Origin of the sequence: Pseudomonas sp. A6 (assembly GCF_052367875.1) — a bacterium.
In the GTDB taxonomy this organism is placed as follows: domain Bacteria; phylum Pseudomonadota; class Gammaproteobacteria; order Pseudomonadales; family Pseudomonadaceae; genus Pseudomonas; species Pseudomonas citronellolis.
Genome location: NZ_CP198970.1, coordinates 83,277 through 101,149 on the forward strand (window position 1 = coordinate 83,277; position 17,873 = coordinate 101,149).

Here is a 17,873-nt window from a genome sequence, read left to right on the forward strand (position 1 = left end):
CGCGGGCCTTGTGGTTATTTGCGCGAGAAGTGGACCACCAGCTTGTCGCCGACGGTCTGCAGGATCTGCACCAGCACCAGCAGCATGATCACGGTGACCACCATGACGTCGGTCTGGAAGCGCTGGTAGCCGAAGCGGATGGCCAGGTCGCCGAGGCCGCCGGCGCCGACCACGCCGGCCATCGCGGTGTAGGACACCAGGGTGATGGCGGTGACGGTGATGGCGGCGATGATGCCCGGGCGGGCCTCCGGCAGCAGGGCGTTGCAGATGATCTGGTGGGTGCTGGCGCCCATCGCCTGGGTGGCCTCGATGATGCCCTTGTCCACCTCGCGCAGGGCGGTTTCCACCAGGCGCGCGAAGAACGGCGTGGCGCCCACCACCAGCGGCGGGATGGCCCCGGCGACGCCCAGCGAGGTGCCGGTGATCAGCACGGTGAAGGGGATCATCACGATCAGCAGGATGATGAACGGCAGCGAGCGCAGCACGTTGACCACGAAGGACAGCAGGGCGTAGACCGCGCGGTTCTGGAACAGCTGCTTGGGCCCGGTGAGGAACAGCAGCACGCCCAGCGGCAGGCCGAGGATGACGGTGAACAGCAGCGAGCCGCCGAGCATCCAGAAGGTGTCGATGCTGGCCTGGAGGATTTCCGACCAGTCGATATTTATAAAGAAGTCGTTCATGCGCGCAGCACCTCCACATGCACCTCGGCCGCGTTCAGCTGGGCCATGGCCGCCTCCATGTCGCCGCCCACCAGGGCCAGGGTCAGCTGGCCGTAGGGCTGGTCCTTGATGCGGTCGATGCGCCCGGCGAGGATGCTGTAGTCCACCCCGGTCTGCCGCGCCACGGTGCCCAGCAGCGGGGCGTAGGTGGCTTCGCCGCGGAAGGTCAGGCGCAGGATGCGCCCGGGCACGTGGGCGAAGTCGTCGTGCTGCTCGTTCTCGTCGACGCGCTCGGCCTCGAAGACGAAGCGCCGGGTGGTCTCGTGCTGCGGGTGGAGGAAGACGTCGGCCACCTCGCCCTGTTCGACGATGCTGCCGGCGTCCATCACCGCCACGCGGTCGCAGACGCGGCGGATCACGTCCATTTCGTGGGTGATGAGGACGATGGTCAGCTTCAGCTCGCGGTTGATCTCCGCCAGCAGCTGCAGGACCTGGCCGGTGGTCTGCGGGTCCAGCGCGCTGGTGGCCTCGTCGCAGAGCAGCAGCTTGGGCCCGCAGGCCAGGGCGCGGGCGATGCCGACGCGCTGCTTCTGGCCGCCGGAAAGCTGCGCCGGGTACTTGCGGGCGTGGTCCTGCAGGCCCACGCGCTTGAGCAGTTCGTCCACCCGCGCGGCGATCTGCGCGGCGCTGAAGCTGCCGGCCAGCCTCATCGGCATGGCGATGTTCTCGGCCACGGTCTTGGAGGCCAGCAGGTTGAAGTGCTGGAAGATCATCCCGACGCGCTGGCGGAAGCGCCGCAGGCCGTCGGCGTCGAGGGCGGTGACGTCCTCGCCGTCGATGACGATGCGCCCGCCGCTGGGCTCTTCCAGGCGGTTGATCAGGCGCAGCAGGGTGCTCTTGCCGGCGCCGGAGTGGCCGATCAGGCCGAACACCTGGCCGGCGCCGATGGTCAGGCGCGTCGGCTGCAGGGCCGGGATGTCGCGGCCGGCGACGCGGTAGGTCTTGTGGACGTCGTGGAATTCGATCACGTGGCGAACCTTGTGGGTACGGCGAAGTGTGGGAATGGCGCGCTCTGCCGGGGTGTCCTGGCAAACGAGCGTAGGCGCTCGGCAAAAACCGCGCATTTTACCCTGCTTTCCTATAGCCGATTAATCCTTGTTCGGATAAGGGCCGAGCGAAACGGAATAAGACGGACGGGTGCGGGCCTCAGGGCTCGCACTTGACCGGGGCGGTGGCCTTGGGCTGGCCGATGTCCTTGACGTCGGCGGCCAGCGCCGGGGCGCGCGGCATCAGCGAGCGGGCGCGGGCCAGGGCGTTGCTGGCGCCGTTGACGTCGCCGGCCTGCAGGGCCTCGCGGCTGCGTTGCAGGTAGGCGTCGGCCAGGCGCTGGCGGCGTTCGGCCAGCTGCGCGGCGTCCTCGTGCTCCTGGCCCAGCTGCAGTTGCGCGGCTTCCAGCTGGCCGGCGGCCAGGCGGGCCTCGAAGCCGGAGCCGCTCGGCGCCTGGCCGGACAGGCTCTGGCACGCGCCCAGCAGCAGGGCGAGGGAGAGGACGGAAAGCAGACGGAGGGCAAGGGACTTCATGCCAGTCATTCTCGATTGATCAAAAAATCGACAAATTCTACACCGTCCGCCGCGGCAGGACAAAACTCAGCAGGAACAGCGCCGCGGCGCTGACCACGATGGACGGCCCGGCCGGGGTGTCCTTGAACCACGACAGCGCAAGCCCGGCGCACACCGCCACCAGGCCCACCAGGGTGGCGCCGGCGGCCATCTGCTCGGGGCTGCGGGCGTGGCGCTGGGCGGCGGCGGCGGGAATGATCAGCAGCGAGGTGATCAGCAGCACGCCGACGATCTTCATGGCCACGGCGATGACGATGGCGATCAGCAGCATCAGCGCCAGGCGGATGGCGGTGACCGGCAGGCCCTCGACCCGCGCCAGTTCCTCGTGCACGGTGATCGCCAGCAACGGCCGCCACAGCCAGCAGATCAGCCCCAGCACCAGGGCGCTGCCGGCGACTATCCACATGAGGTCGGTCTGGCTCACCGCCAGCAGGTCGCCGAACAGGTAGGCCATCAGGTCCACCCGCACTTCCTTCATGAAGCTCAGGGTCACCAGGCCCAGGGACAGGGTGCTGTGGGCGAGGATGCCCAGCAGGGTGTCGGCGGCCAGCGGCTGGCGCTGCTGAAGGGTCACCAGCAGCACGGCCAGCAGCACGCAGCCTACGGTCACCGCGAGGGTCGGGCTGACGTCCAGCAGGAAGCCCAGGGCCACGCCGAGCAGCGCGGCGTGGGACAGGGTGTCGCCGAAGTAGGCCATGCGCCGCCAGACCACGAAGGAGCCCAGGGGGCCTGCGACCAGCGCCAGGGACAGCCCGGCCAGCAGCGCGTAGAGAAGGAAATCAGCCATGGTTGCAGTCGGGGCCGTGCTTGTGGACCGGGGTCAGTTTGCCGTGGATCGCCAGGCCGGCGCCGCCCTGCGGCACCACTTCGCCGTGCAGGTCGTGGGCATGGTCGTGGTGGTGGTGGTAGACCGCCAGGCTGCGGGCGTCCTGGCCGAACAGCTCGACGAAGGCCGGGTCGCCGCTGACCTGCTCGGGGTGGCCGTGGCAGCACACGTGGCGGTTCAGGCAGACCACCTGGTCGGTGGTGCTCATCACCAGGTGCAGGTCGTGGGAGACCATCAGCACGCCGCAGCCCAGGCGGTCGCGCAGGCGGGTGATCAGGCGGTACAGCTCGGCCTGGCCGGCGACGTCGACGCCCTGCACGGGTTCGTCCAGCACCAGCAGCTGCGGCTTGCGCAGCAGCGCGCGGGCCAGCAGCACGCGCTGCAGTTCGCCGCCGGAGACGGTCTGCAGCGGGCTGTCCAGCACCTGCGCGGCGCCCACTTCCTTGAGCGCGGCCAGGGCCTGCTCGCGGCCCACGCCGGGCACCAGGCGCAGGAAGCGCAGCACCGAGAGCGGCAGGGTCGGGTCGACGTGGAGCTTCTGCGGCATGTAGCCGATGGTCAGCTTCGGCTGGCGCCACACCGTGCCGCTGTCGGGCCTGAGCAGGCCGAGTACGCTGCGCACCAGGGTGGTCTTGCCGGCGCCGTTGGGGCCGATCAGGGTGACGATCTCGCCGGCGCCGATGCTCAGGCTGACGTTCTGCAGCACCGCCTGCCCGGCATAGCGCACGCCCACCCCTTCGAGGCGGACCAGGGGCTGGCTCATCAGGCCTCCCGCTGCTTGGGCGCGCAGGCGGCGCAGAGGCCGACCACTTCGACGGTCTGCGTTTCGACGCTGAAGCCGACGCCCTCGGCGCCGGCGACAATGGCCTGGCTGATGGCCGGCTGCTCCAGCTCGATGGCGGTGTGGCAGGCGCGGCAGATGAGGAACTGGCCCTCGTGGGCGTGCTCGGGGTTGTTGCAGCCGACGAAGGCGTTGAGCGAGGCGATGCGGTGCACCAGACCGTTTTCCAGGAGGAAGTCCAGCGCCCGGTAGACGGTGGGTGGCGCGGCGCGGCGGCCGTCCGCCTCGCTGAGCACGGCGAGGATGTCGTAGGCGCCCAGCGGCTTGTGGCTCTGCCAGACCAGTTCCAGCACGCGCCGGCGCAGCTCGGTCAGGCGCACGCCCTGGCGCGCGCAGAGCGCGTCGGCCTCGGCCAGGGCGCCGGCCACGCAGGTGGCGTGGTCGTGCGGGCGGCAGGCCAGCGGGGTGTTGGGCATCAACTTGTACATGCGGCGACGACGCTCGGGTACGGAGACGTTATTATATTACCCTTTACCTCCCTTCCCGTGTGAGTCCGCCGTGTCCCTGCGCCCATCCGCCCTGCTCCTCGCCTGCTGCACCCTGTTCCTGAGCCTCGGCGCCAGCGCCGAGGTCAAGGTGCTGACCAGTATCAAGCCGCTGCAACTGATCGCCGCCGCCGTCCAGGACGGCGAGGGCAGCCCCGACGTGCTGCTGCCGCCCGGCGCCTCGCCGCACAGCTACGCCCTGCGCCCCTCGGACGTGCGCCGCCTGCGCGAGGCCCAGCTGTTCTACTGGATAGGCCCGGACATGGAAGTGTTCCTCGACAAGCCGCTGCAGGCCCGCCAGGCGCCCAGCGTGGCGGTGCAGGAGCTGCCGGGCATGCACCTGCGCAAGTTCGTCAACTTCGAGAACATGAGCCACGCCGACTACGAGGATCACGACCACGATCACCGCCCCGGCACCCTGGACGCGCACCTCTGGCTGCTGCCGGCCAACGCCCAGGCCATCGCCGCGCGCATGGCCGAGGACCTGGCCATCGCCGACCCGCTCAACGCCGGGCGCTACCAGGCCAACCTCAAGGCCTTCGACGAGCGCATGGAACAGCTCGACGCGCGCCTGAAGCAGCGCCTGGCGCCGCTGGTCGGCAAGCCCTACTTCGTCTTCCACGAGGCCTTCGACTACTTCGAGGAAGCCTACGGCCTGCGCCATGCCGGGGTCTTCGCCCTGTCCGCGGACGTGCAGCCGGGGGCGAAACACGTCGCGGCGATGCGCGCGCAACTGCAGAAGGCCGGGCCGTCGTGCATCTTCAGCGAACCGCCGCTCCGCCCGCGCCTGGCCGATACCCTCAGCGCCGGCCTGCCGGTGCAACTGGCCGAGCTGGATGATCTGGGCGTGGCGGTCAAGGTCGACGCCAATGGCTATGAGAAGCTGCTGGGTAACCTGGCTGACGAGTTCGCCGGGTGTCTGGAGAAGCTCTGAGAGAGTGCTCTTGTAGGATGGGTTGAGCGAAGCGATACCCATCGGGCCATGCCATGGTGATGGGTATCGCAAGCTCAACCCATCCTACGGTCTTTGGTGGGGCGAGAGGGAATGGTGCCTTCCGGGGGCCATGGTGCTGAATCGGGGTCCGTTCCCTCTCCCCAGCCCTCTCCCTGAAGGGAGAGGGGGCTAGTCCGTGCCGAGAAGGGATTTGGTGTCAGCCAGATACTCGGTACAAGCCGGCTAACGCCGAAACATCAGCGCACTCCGAACGGTCCCCTCTCCCTTCAGGGAGAGGGTTAGGGAGAGGGCGCTCTTGGGCTCTTGCCCCAACCCCTCCCTCCCACCCCCGCTCACCTACACTTTCCCCCTGCGTCCCATCGCCTCATAGGCAAGTACCTCTTCCGGGTACTAGAGTCTCCGACAGGGCTAAATACACAATATGTAGTTTCGTGTATTTAGTAGATAACTAGATGTTGCGGTCTGCCCACGCCGGCCGCTCACCGACGGGAGGATATTCAGCGGATGGCCAAGACCGATGCTCGCCCGCAGGGCACAGACCAGGCGGCACTCGAACTGCAGCCGGCGTCCCAGGACATCTGGGACAGCAAATACCGGCTCAAGCAGAAGGACGGCACGCCCATCGACGCCAGCGTCGACGAGACCTGGCAGCGGGTGGCCCGCGCCCTGGCCGACGTCGAGCCGGACGCGGCGACCCGCGAGCACTGGTACGAGCGCTTCCTCTGGGCCCTGCGCCATGGCGCCATCCCGGCCGGGCGGATCATCTCCAACGCCGGCGCCCAGGGGCACAAGCCGGCCACCTCGACCATCAACTGCACCGTCTCCGGGATCATCCACGACTCCATGGACGACATCCTGCAGAAGGTCCACGAGGCCGGCCTGACGCTCAAGGCCGGCTGCGGCATCGGCTACGAGTTCAGCACCCTGCGCCCGCGCGGCGCCTATGTGTCCGGCGCCGGCGCGCACACCAGCGGGCCGCTGTCGTTCATGGATATCTTCGACAAGATGTGCTTCACCGTCAGCTCCGCCGGCGGCCGCCGCGGCGCGCAGATGGGCACCTTCGACGTCGCCCACCCGGACGTGCGCGAGTTCATCCGCGCCAAGCGCGAGGACGGCCGGCTGCGCCAGTTCAACCTCAGCCTGCTGATCACCGACGACTTCATGCAGGCGGTGCAGGCCGACGCCGACTGGCCGCTGCTGTTCCCGGTGCACCACAAGGAGCGCGACGAGGTCGATCTGGACGACCCGGCCCAGGTGCTCTGGCGCGACTGGCCGATCCACGACGAATACCTGCTCGGCGAGGACGGCCGCGTCGCCTGCAAGGTCTATGGGCGCGTGAAGGCGCGGCACCTGTGGGACATGATCATGGTCTCCACCTACGACTATGCCGAGCCGGGCTTCATCCTCATCGACCGCGTCAACGAGCTGAACAACAACTGGTGGTGCGAGGCCATCCGCGCCACCAACCCCTGCGGCGAGCAGCCGCTGCCGCCCTATGGTTCCTGCCTGCTGGGCTCGGTGAACCTCACCGGCTTCGTCATCGAGCCCTTCGGCGAGGAACCGCACTTCGACTGGGAGCGCTACCGCGAGGTGGTGCGGGTGTTCACCCGCATGCTCGACAACGTGGTGGAGGTCAACGGCCTGCCGCTTGCGCAGCAGCGCGAGGAAATCCTCGGCAAGCGCCGCCACGGCATGGGCTTCCTCGGCCTGGGTTCGACGCTGACCATGCTCAAGCTGCGCTACGGCAGCCCCGAGGCCTGCGTGTTCACCGAGGAAGTGGCGCGCGAGATGGCCCTGGTGGGCTGGGAAGTGGCCCTCGACCTGGCCCTGGAGAAAGGCCCGGCGCCGGTGCTGGCGCAGGACTACGAAGTGACCGCGGAAATGCTGCGCAAGCGCCCGGAAATGGCCGCCGACGGCCTCAAGGTGGGCGACCGGGTGCCCGGGCGCGTCCTCCACGCCAAGTATTCGCGCTACATGCAGCGCATCGCCGAGCACGCCCCGCAACTGGTCGAGGCCCTGGCCCGCCACGGCGCGCGCTTCACCCACCACAGCTCCATCGCGCCCACCGGCACCATCAGCCTGAGCCTGGCCAACAACGCCTCCAACGGCATCGAGCCGAGCTTCGCCCACCACTACTCGCGCAACCTGATCCGCGCCGGGCGCAAGACCAAGGAGAAGATCTCGGTGTTCAGCTACGAACTGCTGGCCTACCGCGCCAAGGTCGACGCCAAGGCCGTGCCCGACGCCGAGGACGGCAAGCACCGCCTGCCGGAGTACTTCGTCACCGCCGACGACATCACCCCGCAGCAGCACGTGGACATCCAGGCGGCGGCGCAGCGCTGGATCGACTCGTCGATCTCCAAGACCGCCAACGTGCCCACCGACTACCCCTTCGAAGACTTCAAGGACATCTACCTCTACGCCTGGCGCCAGGGCCTGAAGGGCTGCACCACCTTCCGCTTCAACCCGGCGGCCTTCCAGGGCGTGCTGGTCAAGGACTCGGACCTGGAGAAGACCCTCTACCGCTTCGAGCTGGAAGACGGCAGCACGGTGGAGCTCAAGGGCAACGAGGAAGTGGAGTACGACGGCGAGACGCATACCGCCGCCAACCTGTTCGATGCCTTGAAAGAAGGCTACTACGGCAAGTTCTGAAGCCGCGGAGGAATCCCATGCCAGTGAAAATCAACCAGAAGATCCGCGGCTTCGAAGTGGTCGACGTGGCCGAGGAAAAGGCCCGCGCCGAGGCCGCCGCCGCGGCGGCCGTGGTGAAGATGGACGAAACCCTGCAGCGCCCGGAAATGCTGGTGGGCGCCACCTACAAGGTGAAGTCGCCGCTGTTCGAGCACGCGCTCTACGTAACCATCAACGACGTGGTGCTCAACCCGGGCACGCCCTACGAGCAGCGCCGGCCCTTCGAGATCTTCATCAACTCGAAGAACATGGACCACTTCCAGTGGATAGTCGCCCTCACCCGCATCATGTCGGCGGTGTTCCGCAAGGGCGGCGACTGCACCTTCCTGGTGGAGGAAATGAAGGCGGTGTTCGACCCGCGCGGCGGCTACCTCAAGCGCGGCGGCATCTACATGCCTTCGATCGTCGCCGAGATAGGCGCGGTGGTGGAACGCCACCTGGTGGCCATCGGCCTGATGCAGGGCCCGGAGATTGACGAGGGACAACGCCTGTACCTGGCGGAAAAACGCGCGGCCTACGAAGCGGCCCAGGGCACCAACAAGGCCGAACCCGGCGAAGGCTTCCCCACCGGCGCCCAGCTGTGCGGCAAGTGCAACACCATGGCGGTGGTGCAGATGGACGGCTGCGCGACCTGCCTGAATTGCGGGTATTCGAAATGTGGGTGAGCCGGCGCTACGCGACGCATGCGTCGCGCCGGCGAACGACTGACCATGGATGGTCAGGCCGGGGTTGAACTTGGACAGAGGAGTATCGACAGGGATGTCTGCTCCGAATCAGATCTTCACTCCGTACGAGCATGCGTCGCGCCGGCGAACGGCCGACCATGGATGGCCGGGCTGGGGCTGACCTTGGGCAGCGGAGCAACGACAGGGATGTCCACTCCGAATCAGATCTTCACACCCGCATGCGCCACGCTGGCACATCCCCTGTAGGAGCGAGCTTGCTCGCGAACCGTGTTTCCCGACGACTCTGGTGCGTTGGGTTGACTCCGCTCCCTCTCCCCAACCCTCGGCTGCGCGCCCCGCCCTGAAGGGAGAGGGGGCTGTCCGGCGTAGATGGGAAATTCGGCGTTAACCTGTAGGCCTGTAGGAGAAACACCCCGTAGGATGGGTTGAGCGAAGCGATACCCATCGCCATGACTCGGCACGATCCCCCTTCGCGAGCAAGCTCGCTCCTACGAAAAGCCATGCCATCCGGCAGTTTGCAACTGTGGGGTGTCATTCTGTGGTGGTCAAATAATTTCGGACACTTCGATAGGTTGTCTGGGTGGCCTGCGCTCGTAGCGGGTGGGAGGCAGATAGCCCAGGCTGGAGTGCAGGCGCACGTTGTTGTAGAAGCCGACGATATAGTCGGCAATGTCGGTCATAGCCTCAGCATGGTTGGCGTAGTCACGTTGCCAGACCCGCTCCATTTTCAGGTTCAGGAAGAAGCGTTCCATGACCGCGTTGTCCCAGCAATTTCCCTTGCGGCTCATGCTCAAGACCAGGCCATGCCGCTTGAGCAGCGCGCGATAAACCTCGCTGGCGTACTGGCTACCACGATCCGAGTGCACGACCAGGCCCGGCGCGGGTTGCCGCTGAGCAATCGCCATCTGTAGCGCCGAACAGACCAGTTCCGCCAGCATGTTCGGCGCCATCGCCCAGCCGACGATCTTGCGCGAATACAGGTCCATCACTGCAGCCAGGTACAGCCAGCCACGGCGGGTACGGATGTAGGTGATATCCGCCACCCAGGCCTGGTTTACGGCCGGAGGATCGAACTGGCGGGCCAGGATATTGGAGGCTATCGGCAGGTCATGCTTGCTGTTGGTCGTGTGCACGAACTTGCGCTTCCAGACTGGCCGAAGCCGGTGCTCGCGCATCAGCCGGCGGACTCGGTAGCGCCCTACATGCACGCCCTCGCCATTGAGCGCGGCTTGCAGGCGACGACTCCCATAGGTACGCCCGCAGCTCATGAACAGGGCTTTCAAGGAGGCGGCTACCGGGCAGGGCTGGGATGGACGCAAGGAGCGGCGCTGCGCAGCGTAGTAGCCCGACCGACTGACACCCAGCAGCCGGCACAGCCGCGCAATTCCGGCCTTCTTCTGCTGCTGCTGCTGCGCGATCAACCGGTGAATCACTTCAGTTCGCGGGCGAAGAAGGCCGAGGCCTTTTTTAGCAGGTCGTTGTCCTGCTTCAACTGGCGATTCTCGGCCTCCAACTGACGAATCCGCTGCTGCTCGGGTGTCAGCGGCTTACCCACTCCCGCCTGCCCCGACAGCTCGGCTTCGTATTGCTGAACCCAGCGGCGAACTGCCGTCTCTCCCAGGTCCATGTCTCGACAGACCTGCGTAATGCTCAGGCCCTGGTCTTTGATCATCTGGACGACTTGCAGCTTGAAGCTGGCATCGAATGCTCTGCGTTTACGGCTCATGAATGACTCCTCTATTCAGTGGATTTTCCACCTATCGAGGTGTCCTAGGAAATTGAACCACCACATTCCGCGATCGCGCGCAGGGCGCGCTCCTACAGGTGGGCATCGAGGCCCCTGGGATGCACGGACGTAGGAGCGGACTCCGTCCGCGATAGCGTATATACGCCGGCCCTGCCGGCGGAAATCGCGGATAAATCCGCTCCTACGAAAAGCCCTACGCCAGGATCGACCTTGGCGTAGGGCGGATAACGTTCGACGTTATCCGCCGCCTGACCATGGTCCTGGGGCGCTGCGGGTTTGAACGCGAAGCGCCTGTTTCAGGGCACTGCGGGCTCAGCCACGGAGTTGGCCGATGGGTGAGGTGTATCGGCGTATAACCGCGAACGGTTATACGCCCTACAACGCAAACGGCAGGTGTATGTCCACCTTCTGCCGCTTCGCCAGGCGCCGTTCGAACTCGCCCGGGTCGTGGATCAGCACGTCCTGCCCGGCGAAGGCCTCGGCGGCGATCAGGCGCGACAGCCAGAAGCGCACGCAGGCCACGCGCAGCATTTCCGGCCACAGCTCGGCCTCCAGGGCGGTGAACGGCCGGCGGCTGGCGTAGGCGGCCAGCAGCGCGCGGGCGCGGGGGCCGTCGAGCTCGCCGTCCTCGTGGGAGCACCAGTCGTTCAGGGTGATCGCCAGGTCGTAGAGCATCCAGCCCGAGCAGGCGTTGTAGAAGTCGATCACCCCGGCCAGGTGCGGGCCGTCGAACAGCACGTTGTCGCGGAACAGGTCGGCGTGCAGGTTGGCGCGCGGCAGCTCGGGCTGTTCGGCGAGCAGCCGGGCGATTTCCTCCAGGGCGTTTTCCAGCAGTTCGCGCGGGGCCGGGGCCAGGTGCGAGGCGAGGTTTTCGCCCTGGTGCAGCATCCAGCTCAGGCCGCGGTCGCTGGGGCGTTCGATGATGCGCCCGCGGGTGGCCAGGTGCAGGCGCGCCAGCAGGGCGCCGACCTCGCCGCAATGGTGGGCGTTGGGCTGGCGCTCGTGGCGGCCGGGCAGGCGCGGCTGCAGCAGCGCCGGCTTGCCCTCCAGCTGGCGCAGGGCCTCGCCGGATTCGGTGCGCAGGGCGTAGGGCACCGGCAGGTCGGCCTCGTGGAGCACGTCGAGCAGTTCGACGAAGAACGGCAGGTCCTGCACCGGGCCGCGCTCGACCAGGGTCAGGACGAATTCGCCGCGCTCCAGGCTGACGAAGAAGTTGCTGTTCTCCGAGCCCTCGGGGATGCCGCGGAACTCGTGCAGGCGCCCCAGCCCGTAGGGCGCGAGGAAGCTTTCCAGGGTGGAACGCTCAAGAGGGGTGAATACCGACATGCTCAGGCCTCGTGAGCGCCATGGGGTTGAAGGTTTACCAGCTGAATATCTGCCACTGCGGGATCAGCTTGTCCGGCTGGTCGGAACGGATGAAATTGCCATCGCTGCCGTCCTGGCGCACCAGGAAATACGGCTTGCCATGCTTGGGCGTGACCTTGATGGCGTAGAGGAAGCCGTTGACCCGGTATTCCTGGATGGTCTTGTCGCCCTCCTGGCGGATGGTCACATCCGGTTCGGGCGTCGGCGCTTCCTCGTCCACCGCCATGGCGACCAGGGGGGATACGGCCAGCAGGGCGGCTAGCAACCAGCGTTTGCGACTGCGCATGATAACCTTGTTCCTTTGTCGATTCGGCTGGGGTCATTCTAGCCCCTGGCCTCCGGAAAAGGTTGATTCCACTCATGAGTCAAGCACCCCTCGTCCTCGTGGACGGCTCTTCCTACCTGTACCGCGCCTTCCATGCCCTGCCGCCGCTGACCACCTCCACCGGCATGCCCACCGGCGCGGTGAAGGGGGTGCTGAACATGCTCAAGAGCCTGCGCAAGCAGTACCCGGACAGCCCCTTCGCGGTGGTCTTCGACGCCAAGGGCCCGACCTTCCGCGACGAGCTGTTCGCCGAATACAAGTCGCACCGCCCGCCGATGCCGGACGAGCTGCGGGTGCAGATCGAGCCGCTGCACGCGGCGGTGCGCGCGCTGGGCCTGCCGCTGCTGTGCGTGGAAGGGGTGGAGGCCGACGACGTGATCGGCACCCTGGCCCGCAGCAGCGCCGCGGCGCAGCGCCCGGTGGTGATCTCCACCGGCGACAAGGACATGGCCCAATTGGTCGACGGGCACATTACGCTGGTCAACACCATGACCGGTAGCACGCTGGACGTGGATGGCGTTAAGGAGAAATTCGGCGTCGGTCCTGAGCTGATCATCGACTACCTGGCGCTGATGGGCGACAAGGTCGACAACATCCCCGGCGTGCCCGGGGTCGGCGAGAAGACCGCGCTGGGCCTGCTCACCGGCGTCGGCGGCGGCCTCGACGTGCTCTACGCCAGCCTGAACAAGGTGCCCGAGCTGCCGATCCGCGGCGCCAAGGGCCTGCCGGCCAAGCTCGAGGAAAACCGTGAGCAGGCCTACCTGTCCTACCAGCTGGCCACCATCAAGACCGACGTCGCCCTGGACGTCGAGCTGGACGCCCTGCACCCGGGCGAGCCGGACCGCGAGGCGCTGATCGAGCTGTACCGCCAGCTGGAGTTCAAGAACTGGCTGGACGACCTGCTGCGCGAGGCCAAGGACGCCGGCGAAAGCCCCGCCGAGAGCGCCCCGGCCCAGGACTCGCGCTACGAAACCGTGCTGGAGCAGGCCGCCTTCGACGCCTGGCTGCAGAAGCTGCAGGCCGCCGAGCTGATCGCCTTCGACACCGAGACCACCAGCATCGACGCCCAGCAGGCGCAGGTGGTGGGCGTGTCCTTCGCCGTCGAGCCGGGCGAGGCCGCCTACGTGCCCCTGGCCCACAGCTACATGGGCGTGCCCCAGCAGCTGGACCGCGACGCCGTGCTCAAGGCCCTCAAGCCGCTGCTGGAAGACCCGAACAAGGCCAAGGTCGGCCAGCACGCCAAGTACGACATCAACGTCCTGGCCAACGCCAGCACGCCGATCACCGTGCAGGGCGTGGCCTTCGACACCATGCTCGAATCCTACGTGCTCAACTCCACCGCCACCCGCCACGATATGGACAGCCTGGCGCTGAAGTACCTGGGCCACAGCACCATCCGCTTCGAGGACATCGCCGGCAAGGGCGCCAAGCAGCTGACCTTCGACCAGATCGCCCTGGAGCAGGCCGGCCCCTACGCCGCCGAGGATGCCGACGTGACCCTGCGCCTGCACCAGGCCCTGTGGGAGAAGCTGCAGGCCATCCCGTCGCTGGCCAAGGTCCTCACCGACATCGAGATGCCGCTGGTGCCGGTGCTGGCGCGCATCGAGCGCAACGGCGCGCTGGTCGACGCCAACCTCCTGGGGCTGCAGAGCCGCGAACTGGGAGAGAAAATGATCGAACTGGAGCGCAAGTCCTTCGAACTGGCCGGCGAGGAGTTCAACCTCGGCTCGCCCAAGCAGCTCGGCGCCATCCTCTACGAGAAGCTCGGCCTGCCGGTGCTGGCCAAGACCGCCACCGGCCAGCCGTCCACCGCCGAGAACGTGCTCGCCGACCTGGCCGAGCAGGACTACGAGCTGCCCAAGGTGATCATGCAGTACCGCTCCCTGAGCAAGCTCAAGAGCACCTACACCGACAAGCTGCCGGAGCAGATCAACCCGCGCACCGGGCGCATCCATACCAGCTACCACCAGGCGGTGGCGGCTACCGGGCGGCTGTCCTCCACCGACCCGAACCTGCAGAACATCCCGATCCGCACCGCCGAGGGCCGGCGCATCCGCCAGGCCTTCGTCGCCCCCGCGGGCTGCCGGCTGCTGTCGGCCGACTACTCGCAGATCGAACTGCGCATCATGGCCCACCTGGCCCAGGACGAGGGCCTGCTGGACGCCTTCCGCCACGACCGCGACGTGCACCGCGCCACCGCCGCCGAGGTCTTCGGCCTGCCGCTGGAAGAGGTCACGCCCGAGCAGCGCCGCCGCGCCAAGGCCATCAACTTCGGCCTGATCTACGGCATGAGCGCCTTCGGCCTGGCCAAGCAGATCGGCGTCGAGCGCAAGGAGGCCCAGGCCTACATCGACCGCTACTTCGCCCGCTACCCCGGGGTGCTGGCCTACATGGAACGCACCCGCGCCCAGGCCGCCGAGCAGGGCTACGTCGAGACGCTCTACGGCCGCCGGCTGTACCTGCCGGAAATCGGCTCGAAGAACGCCGCCATGCGCAAGGCCGCCGAGCGCACCGCGATCAACGCGCCCATGCAGGGCACCGCGGCGGACATCATGAAGCGCGCCATGGTCGCCGTGGACGACTGGCTGCAGGCCAGCGGCATCGACGCCCGGGTCATCCTCCAGGTACACGACGAACTGGTGCTGGAAGTGCGCGAGGACCTGGTGGAGGAAGTGGCGGCGAAACTGCGCGAACTGATGGGGGCGGCGGCGCAGTTGGCGGTACCGCTCATCGTCGAAACCGGCAGCGGTTCGAACTGGGACGAAGCCCACTGACGAACGGTCGCAGGGCCCGGGTGACGGGCCCTGCGGGGCGCCTCAGGAAACCCTGAAAAGGGCCTCGGGAAAATTTTTTCATCCACCACTGAACTTTCCCACCGCAGCCCGGGTCAGAACTCGTGAATGGCTGGAGAAGCCCTTCGATGCTCCTTTGCAGTGTTTAGTGTTGGCAGAATCCTGGACCCCGCCCTAGCGGTCCGGACTTAAACCCCGAACTTCCCCCTCCCCATACGAAGCTCGGGGTTTTTTTTGCCCGCGCAAAAGTGCCGGCGGCCAGCCGGCGCCTTCTGCGCCGGGCCTTCAGGCCTGTTCGACCTCCTCCCCGTCCTCTTCCAGCAGGCCCAGCCAGGCCGCCAGGACCTGTTGCGCCTCCTCCACTCCCTCGCGCTTGGGCGCCGAGAACAACTGCACGCTGGCGACGTCGCCCCAGCCCTGCTGGATTTCGCGGCGCACCTTGAGCAGCGCGTTCTTCGCCGCGCCGAAGGCCAGCTTGTCGGCCTTGGTCAGCAGCACGTGGATCGGCAGCCGGCTGGCCTGGGCCCAGTCGAGCATCAGGCGGTCGAATTCGGTCAGCGGATGGCGGATGTCCATCATCAGCACCACCCCGGCCAGGCTCTCGCGGCTGCTCAGGTAGGCCTCCAGGTGCTGCTGCCAGTGCAGCTTCAGCGGGATCGGCACCTTGGCGTAGCCGTAGCCGGGCAGGTCCACCAGGCGGCGCTCGTCGTCCAGGCGGAAGAAGTTCAGCAACTGGGTGCGCCCGGGGGTTTTCGAGGTTCGCGCCAGATTGGCATGGGTGAGTGCATTTAGCGCGCTAGACTTACCAGCGTTGGAGCGGCCGGCGAAGGCGACTTCGCGGCCGCCGTCTTCCGGGCACTGCTCGACCTTGGCCGCGCTGATGAGGAAGGTTGCCTGCTGGCAAAGGCTGAGGATGGGGTTCTTGGCAGGGCTCTTGGGGGGCATGGGGGGCTTCCGCGGCGGGGTGCGACTCGGTGTCGCGGGGGCCGGTCTCGTTTTCGAACAGGCAGGCGAAGTATATAATGCCGCGGATTTTGTGTGCGCTTTATCCCCCAGGGTCGGGCGCCACGGGAACGCGATAATCAACCGGCCGCGCAATAGAACGCGGACGTTCCCTCCCGATGAGGACGATCATGAAGAAACTGCTGTTCGCAGCCGTAGCCGCCGCGATGGCTACCAGCGTGCAGGCCGCCCAGGACCCGGAAGCGGTATTCAACCGGGCCTGTGGCGCCTGTCATGCTGGCCAGTTGCCGATGGCCCCGAAGAAGGGCGACGCCGCAGCCTGGAAACCGCGCCTGGACAAAGGCATGGATACGCTGGTGCAGCACGTCACCAACGGTTTCAACGCCATGCCCCCGCGTGGCCTGTGCACCGACTGCAACACCGAGGACTACAAGGCAATCATCCAGTGGATGTCCAAGTAACCCGGGCTTTTCTCTTTCACCTATTAGCCGTAATGGATTAGCTGATGAACAAAATAATCGTGAGTCTGCTCTTGACCCTGGGACTGACCGGTATGGCCCACGCCGAAGTCGGCGATGCCAAGGCCGGCCAGGCGAAAGCCGCCGTGTGCGGCGCCTGCCATGGTGCCGATGGCAACAGCATGGCGCCGAACTTCCCGAAACTGGCGGGCCAGGGCGACAAATACCTGCTCAAGCAGATGCATGACATCAAGGACGGCAAGCGTACCGTTCTGGAGATGACCGGCCTGCTGACCAACCTCAGCGACCAGGACCTGGCCGACATCGCCGCCTACTTCTCCAGCCAGAAGATGAGCGTCGGCGCCGCCGATCCCAAGCTGGTCTCCGTCGGCGAGGCCCTGTACCGCGGCGGCAAGCTCGCCGAGGGCATGCCCGCCTGCACCGGCTGCCACTCGCCCAACGGCGTGGGCAACGAGCCGGCGGCTTTCCCGCACCTGGGTGGCCAGCACGCGGCCTACGTGGCCAAGCAGCTGACCAACTTCCGCGAAGGCGACCGCACCAACGACGGCGACAGCATGATCATGCGCAGCATCGCCGCCAAGCTGTCCAACAAGGACATCGCCGCGGTCTCCAGCTACATCGAAGGCCTGCACTGAGGCCTTCGCCCGCGCGGCACGGCTTGAAAAAAAAGGGTGGCTTCGGCCACCCTTTTTCGTATCCGGCGCCACTACAATGCCTGGAACCGCCGCCGGCCTATCCAGTCCAATCACCGCCGCGCCGCGGCGCCCCCGATCCAGCCAAGGAGTGAACCATGCGTAACCTGATTTTCACCGCCGTACTGGCCTTCGCCGGCCTGTTCGGTCTCAGCGCGCAAGCCGCCGAGTTCGAATCCGGCAAGCAGTACACCGAGCTGAGCACCCCTGTTCCGGTGTCCCAGCCCGGCAAGATCGAGGTGGTGGAGCTGTTCTGGTACGGCTGCCCGCATTGCTACGCCTTCGAACCGACCATCAACCCGTGGATCGGGAAACTGCCGGCCGACGTGCACTTCGTCCGCATCCCGGCCATGTTCGGCGGCATCTGGAACGTCCACGGCCAGCTATTCCTGACCCTGGAAGCCATGGGCGTGGAGCACAAGGTGCACACCGCCGTGTTCGAGGCCATCCACAAGGAAGGCAAGAAACTGGCCACCCCCGAAGAGATGGCCGACTTCCTCGCCCCGCTGGGCGTGGACAAGGACAAGTTCCTCAGCACCTTCGACTCGTTCGCCATCAAGGGCCAGATCGAGAAGGACAAGAAGCTGGCCATGGCCTACCAGATCAGCGGCGTACCGACCATGGTGGTCAACGGCAAGTACCGCTTCGACATCGGCTCGGCCGGTGGCCCGGAGAAGGCCCTGGAACTGGCCGACTTCCTGATCGCCAAGGAACGCGACGCCGCCAAGGCCGCCCAGTGAGGTAACC

The 17,873-nt window shown here is 66.9% G+C and carries 17 protein-coding genes; 7 read left to right on the forward strand and 10 right to left on the reverse strand.

All coding sequences use genetic code 11. The annotated features are described in order from the left end of the window. Window positions 1-14 precede the first annotated feature (14 nt). From ACTWJ5_RS00370 to zur, 6 genes are all read right to left on the reverse strand, one after another. Window positions 15-680, reverse strand: coding sequence for a methionine ABC transporter permease (locus ACTWJ5_RS00370; protein ID WP_444437256.1), 666 nt, complete (start codon window positions 678-680; stop codon window positions 15-17). Next, the gene (locus ACTWJ5_RS00375; protein WP_253391000.1) at window positions 677-1,687 is read right to left on the reverse strand and encodes a methionine ABC transporter ATP-binding protein; all 1,011 of its coding nucleotides are present in this window, start codon (window positions 1,685-1,687) and stop codon (window positions 677-679) included. The genes ACTWJ5_RS00370 and ACTWJ5_RS00375 overlap by 4 nt, the downstream gene beginning before the upstream one ends. 178 nt (window positions 1,688-1,865) lie before the next feature. Further along, window positions 1,866-2,240 carry a hypothetical protein gene (locus tag ACTWJ5_RS00380; protein ID WP_444437257.1) on the reverse strand — a complete coding sequence of 125 codons (375 nt, stop codon included), beginning with the start codon at window positions 2,238-2,240 and terminating at the stop codon, window positions 1,866-1,868. A 37-nt stretch (window positions 2,241-2,277) separates the two neighbouring features. Then, window positions 2,278-3,066, reverse strand: coding sequence for a zinc ABC transporter permease subunit ZnuB (gene znuB, locus ACTWJ5_RS00385; RefSeq protein WP_444437258.1), 789 nt, complete (start codon window positions 3,064-3,066; stop codon window positions 2,278-2,280). Beyond that, window positions 3,059-3,868, reverse strand: a complete 810-nt coding sequence (znuC, locus tag ACTWJ5_RS00390; protein WP_043270072.1) for a zinc ABC transporter ATP-binding protein ZnuC — start codon at window positions 3,866-3,868, stop codon at window positions 3,059-3,061. The genes znuB and znuC overlap by 8 nt, the downstream gene beginning before the upstream one ends. Beyond that, window positions 3,868-4,374 carry a zinc uptake transcriptional repressor Zur gene (zur, locus tag ACTWJ5_RS00395; RefSeq protein ID WP_074980817.1) on the reverse strand — a complete coding sequence of 169 codons (507 nt, stop codon included), beginning with the start codon at window positions 4,372-4,374 and terminating at the stop codon, window positions 3,868-3,870. Before zur ends, znuC begins: the two co-directional genes overlap by 1 nt. A gap of 70 nt (window positions 4,375-4,444) precedes the next feature. Here zur and ACTWJ5_RS00400 point away from each other — a divergent pair, with 70 nt between their 5' ends. The 3 genes from ACTWJ5_RS00400 (at window position 4,445) to ACTWJ5_RS00410 (ending at window position 8,742) form a co-directional block, all read left to right on the forward strand. Then, window positions 4,445-5,365 carry a zinc ABC transporter substrate-binding protein ZnuA gene (locus ACTWJ5_RS00400; RefSeq protein WP_058487905.1) on the forward strand — a complete coding sequence of 307 codons (921 nt, stop codon included), beginning with the start codon at window positions 4,445-4,447 and terminating at the stop codon, window positions 5,363-5,365. 525 nt (window positions 5,366-5,890) lie between these two features. Next, window positions 5,891-8,038: an adenosylcobalamin-dependent ribonucleoside-diphosphate reductase gene (locus ACTWJ5_RS00405; RefSeq protein ID WP_444437259.1), complete on the forward strand. Its 2,148-nt coding sequence runs from the start codon at window positions 5,891-5,893 to the stop codon at window positions 8,036-8,038. Window positions 8,039-8,055: 17 nt separating this feature from the next. Then, window positions 8,056-8,742: a TSCPD domain-containing protein gene (locus tag ACTWJ5_RS00410; RefSeq protein WP_444437260.1), complete on the forward strand. Its 687-nt coding sequence runs from the start codon at window positions 8,056-8,058 to the stop codon at window positions 8,740-8,742. Between the two features lie 566 nt (window positions 8,743-9,308). Here ACTWJ5_RS00410 and ACTWJ5_RS00415 read toward each other — a convergent pair. The 3 genes from ACTWJ5_RS00415 to ACTWJ5_RS00425 form a co-directional block, all read right to left on the reverse strand. Then, window positions 9,309-10,489 (reverse strand): IS3 family transposase gene (locus tag ACTWJ5_RS00415; protein ID WP_444437261.1). Its coding sequence is split into 2 segments (ribosomal slippage): window positions 9,309-10,222 and window positions 10,222-10,489, totalling 1,182 coding nucleotides; the frame shifts between segments, so codons are not numbered across the junction. 396 nt (window positions 10,490-10,885) lie between these two features. Then, a complete protein-coding gene (locus ACTWJ5_RS00420; protein ID WP_043270065.1) occupies window positions 10,886-11,836 on the reverse strand; it encodes a homoserine kinase in 951 nt (316 codons plus the stop codon). A 34-nt stretch (window positions 11,837-11,870) separates the two neighbouring features. After that, window positions 11,871-12,161 (reverse strand): DUF2782 domain-containing protein, encoded by a 291-nt coding sequence (locus ACTWJ5_RS00425; protein ID WP_009614560.1) that lies wholly within the window; start codon window positions 12,159-12,161, stop codon window positions 11,871-11,873. A gap of 74 nt (window positions 12,162-12,235) precedes the next feature. On the opposite strand from ACTWJ5_RS00425, the gene polA reads away from it, so the two are divergent. Further along, window positions 12,236-14,974, forward strand: coding sequence for a DNA polymerase I (gene polA / locus ACTWJ5_RS00430; RefSeq protein ID WP_444437262.1), 2,739 nt, complete (start codon window positions 12,236-12,238; stop codon window positions 14,972-14,974). A gap of 303 nt (window positions 14,975-15,277) precedes the next feature. Here the strand turns inward: polA and yihA are convergent, their stop codons facing one another. Further along, on the reverse strand, window positions 15,278-15,937 hold the full coding sequence (gene yihA, locus ACTWJ5_RS00435; RefSeq protein WP_253391005.1) for a ribosome biogenesis GTP-binding protein YihA/YsxC: 660 nt from the start codon (window positions 15,935-15,937) through the stop codon (window positions 15,278-15,280). Between the two features lie 188 nt (window positions 15,938-16,125). On the opposite strand from yihA, the gene ACTWJ5_RS00440 reads away from it, so the two are divergent. The 3 genes from ACTWJ5_RS00440 (at window position 16,126) to dsbA (ending at window position 17,866) form a co-directional block, all read left to right on the forward strand. Further along, entirely contained in the window at window positions 16,126-16,416 is a 291-nt protein-coding gene (locus ACTWJ5_RS00440; RefSeq protein ID WP_009614563.1) for a c-type cytochrome, read from the forward strand. Window positions 16,417-16,460: 44 nt separating this feature from the next. Continuing rightward, the gene (locus ACTWJ5_RS00445; protein WP_116425975.1) at window positions 16,461-17,069 is read left to right on the forward strand and encodes a c-type cytochrome; all 609 of its coding nucleotides are present in this window, start codon (window positions 16,461-16,463) and stop codon (window positions 17,067-17,069) included. A 155-nt stretch (window positions 17,070-17,224) separates the two neighbouring features. Beyond that, a complete protein-coding gene (gene dsbA, locus ACTWJ5_RS00450; RefSeq protein ID WP_009614565.1) occupies window positions 17,225-17,866 on the forward strand; it encodes a thiol:disulfide interchange protein DsbA in 642 nt (213 codons plus the stop codon). Window positions 17,867-17,873: the final 7 nt, after the last annotated feature.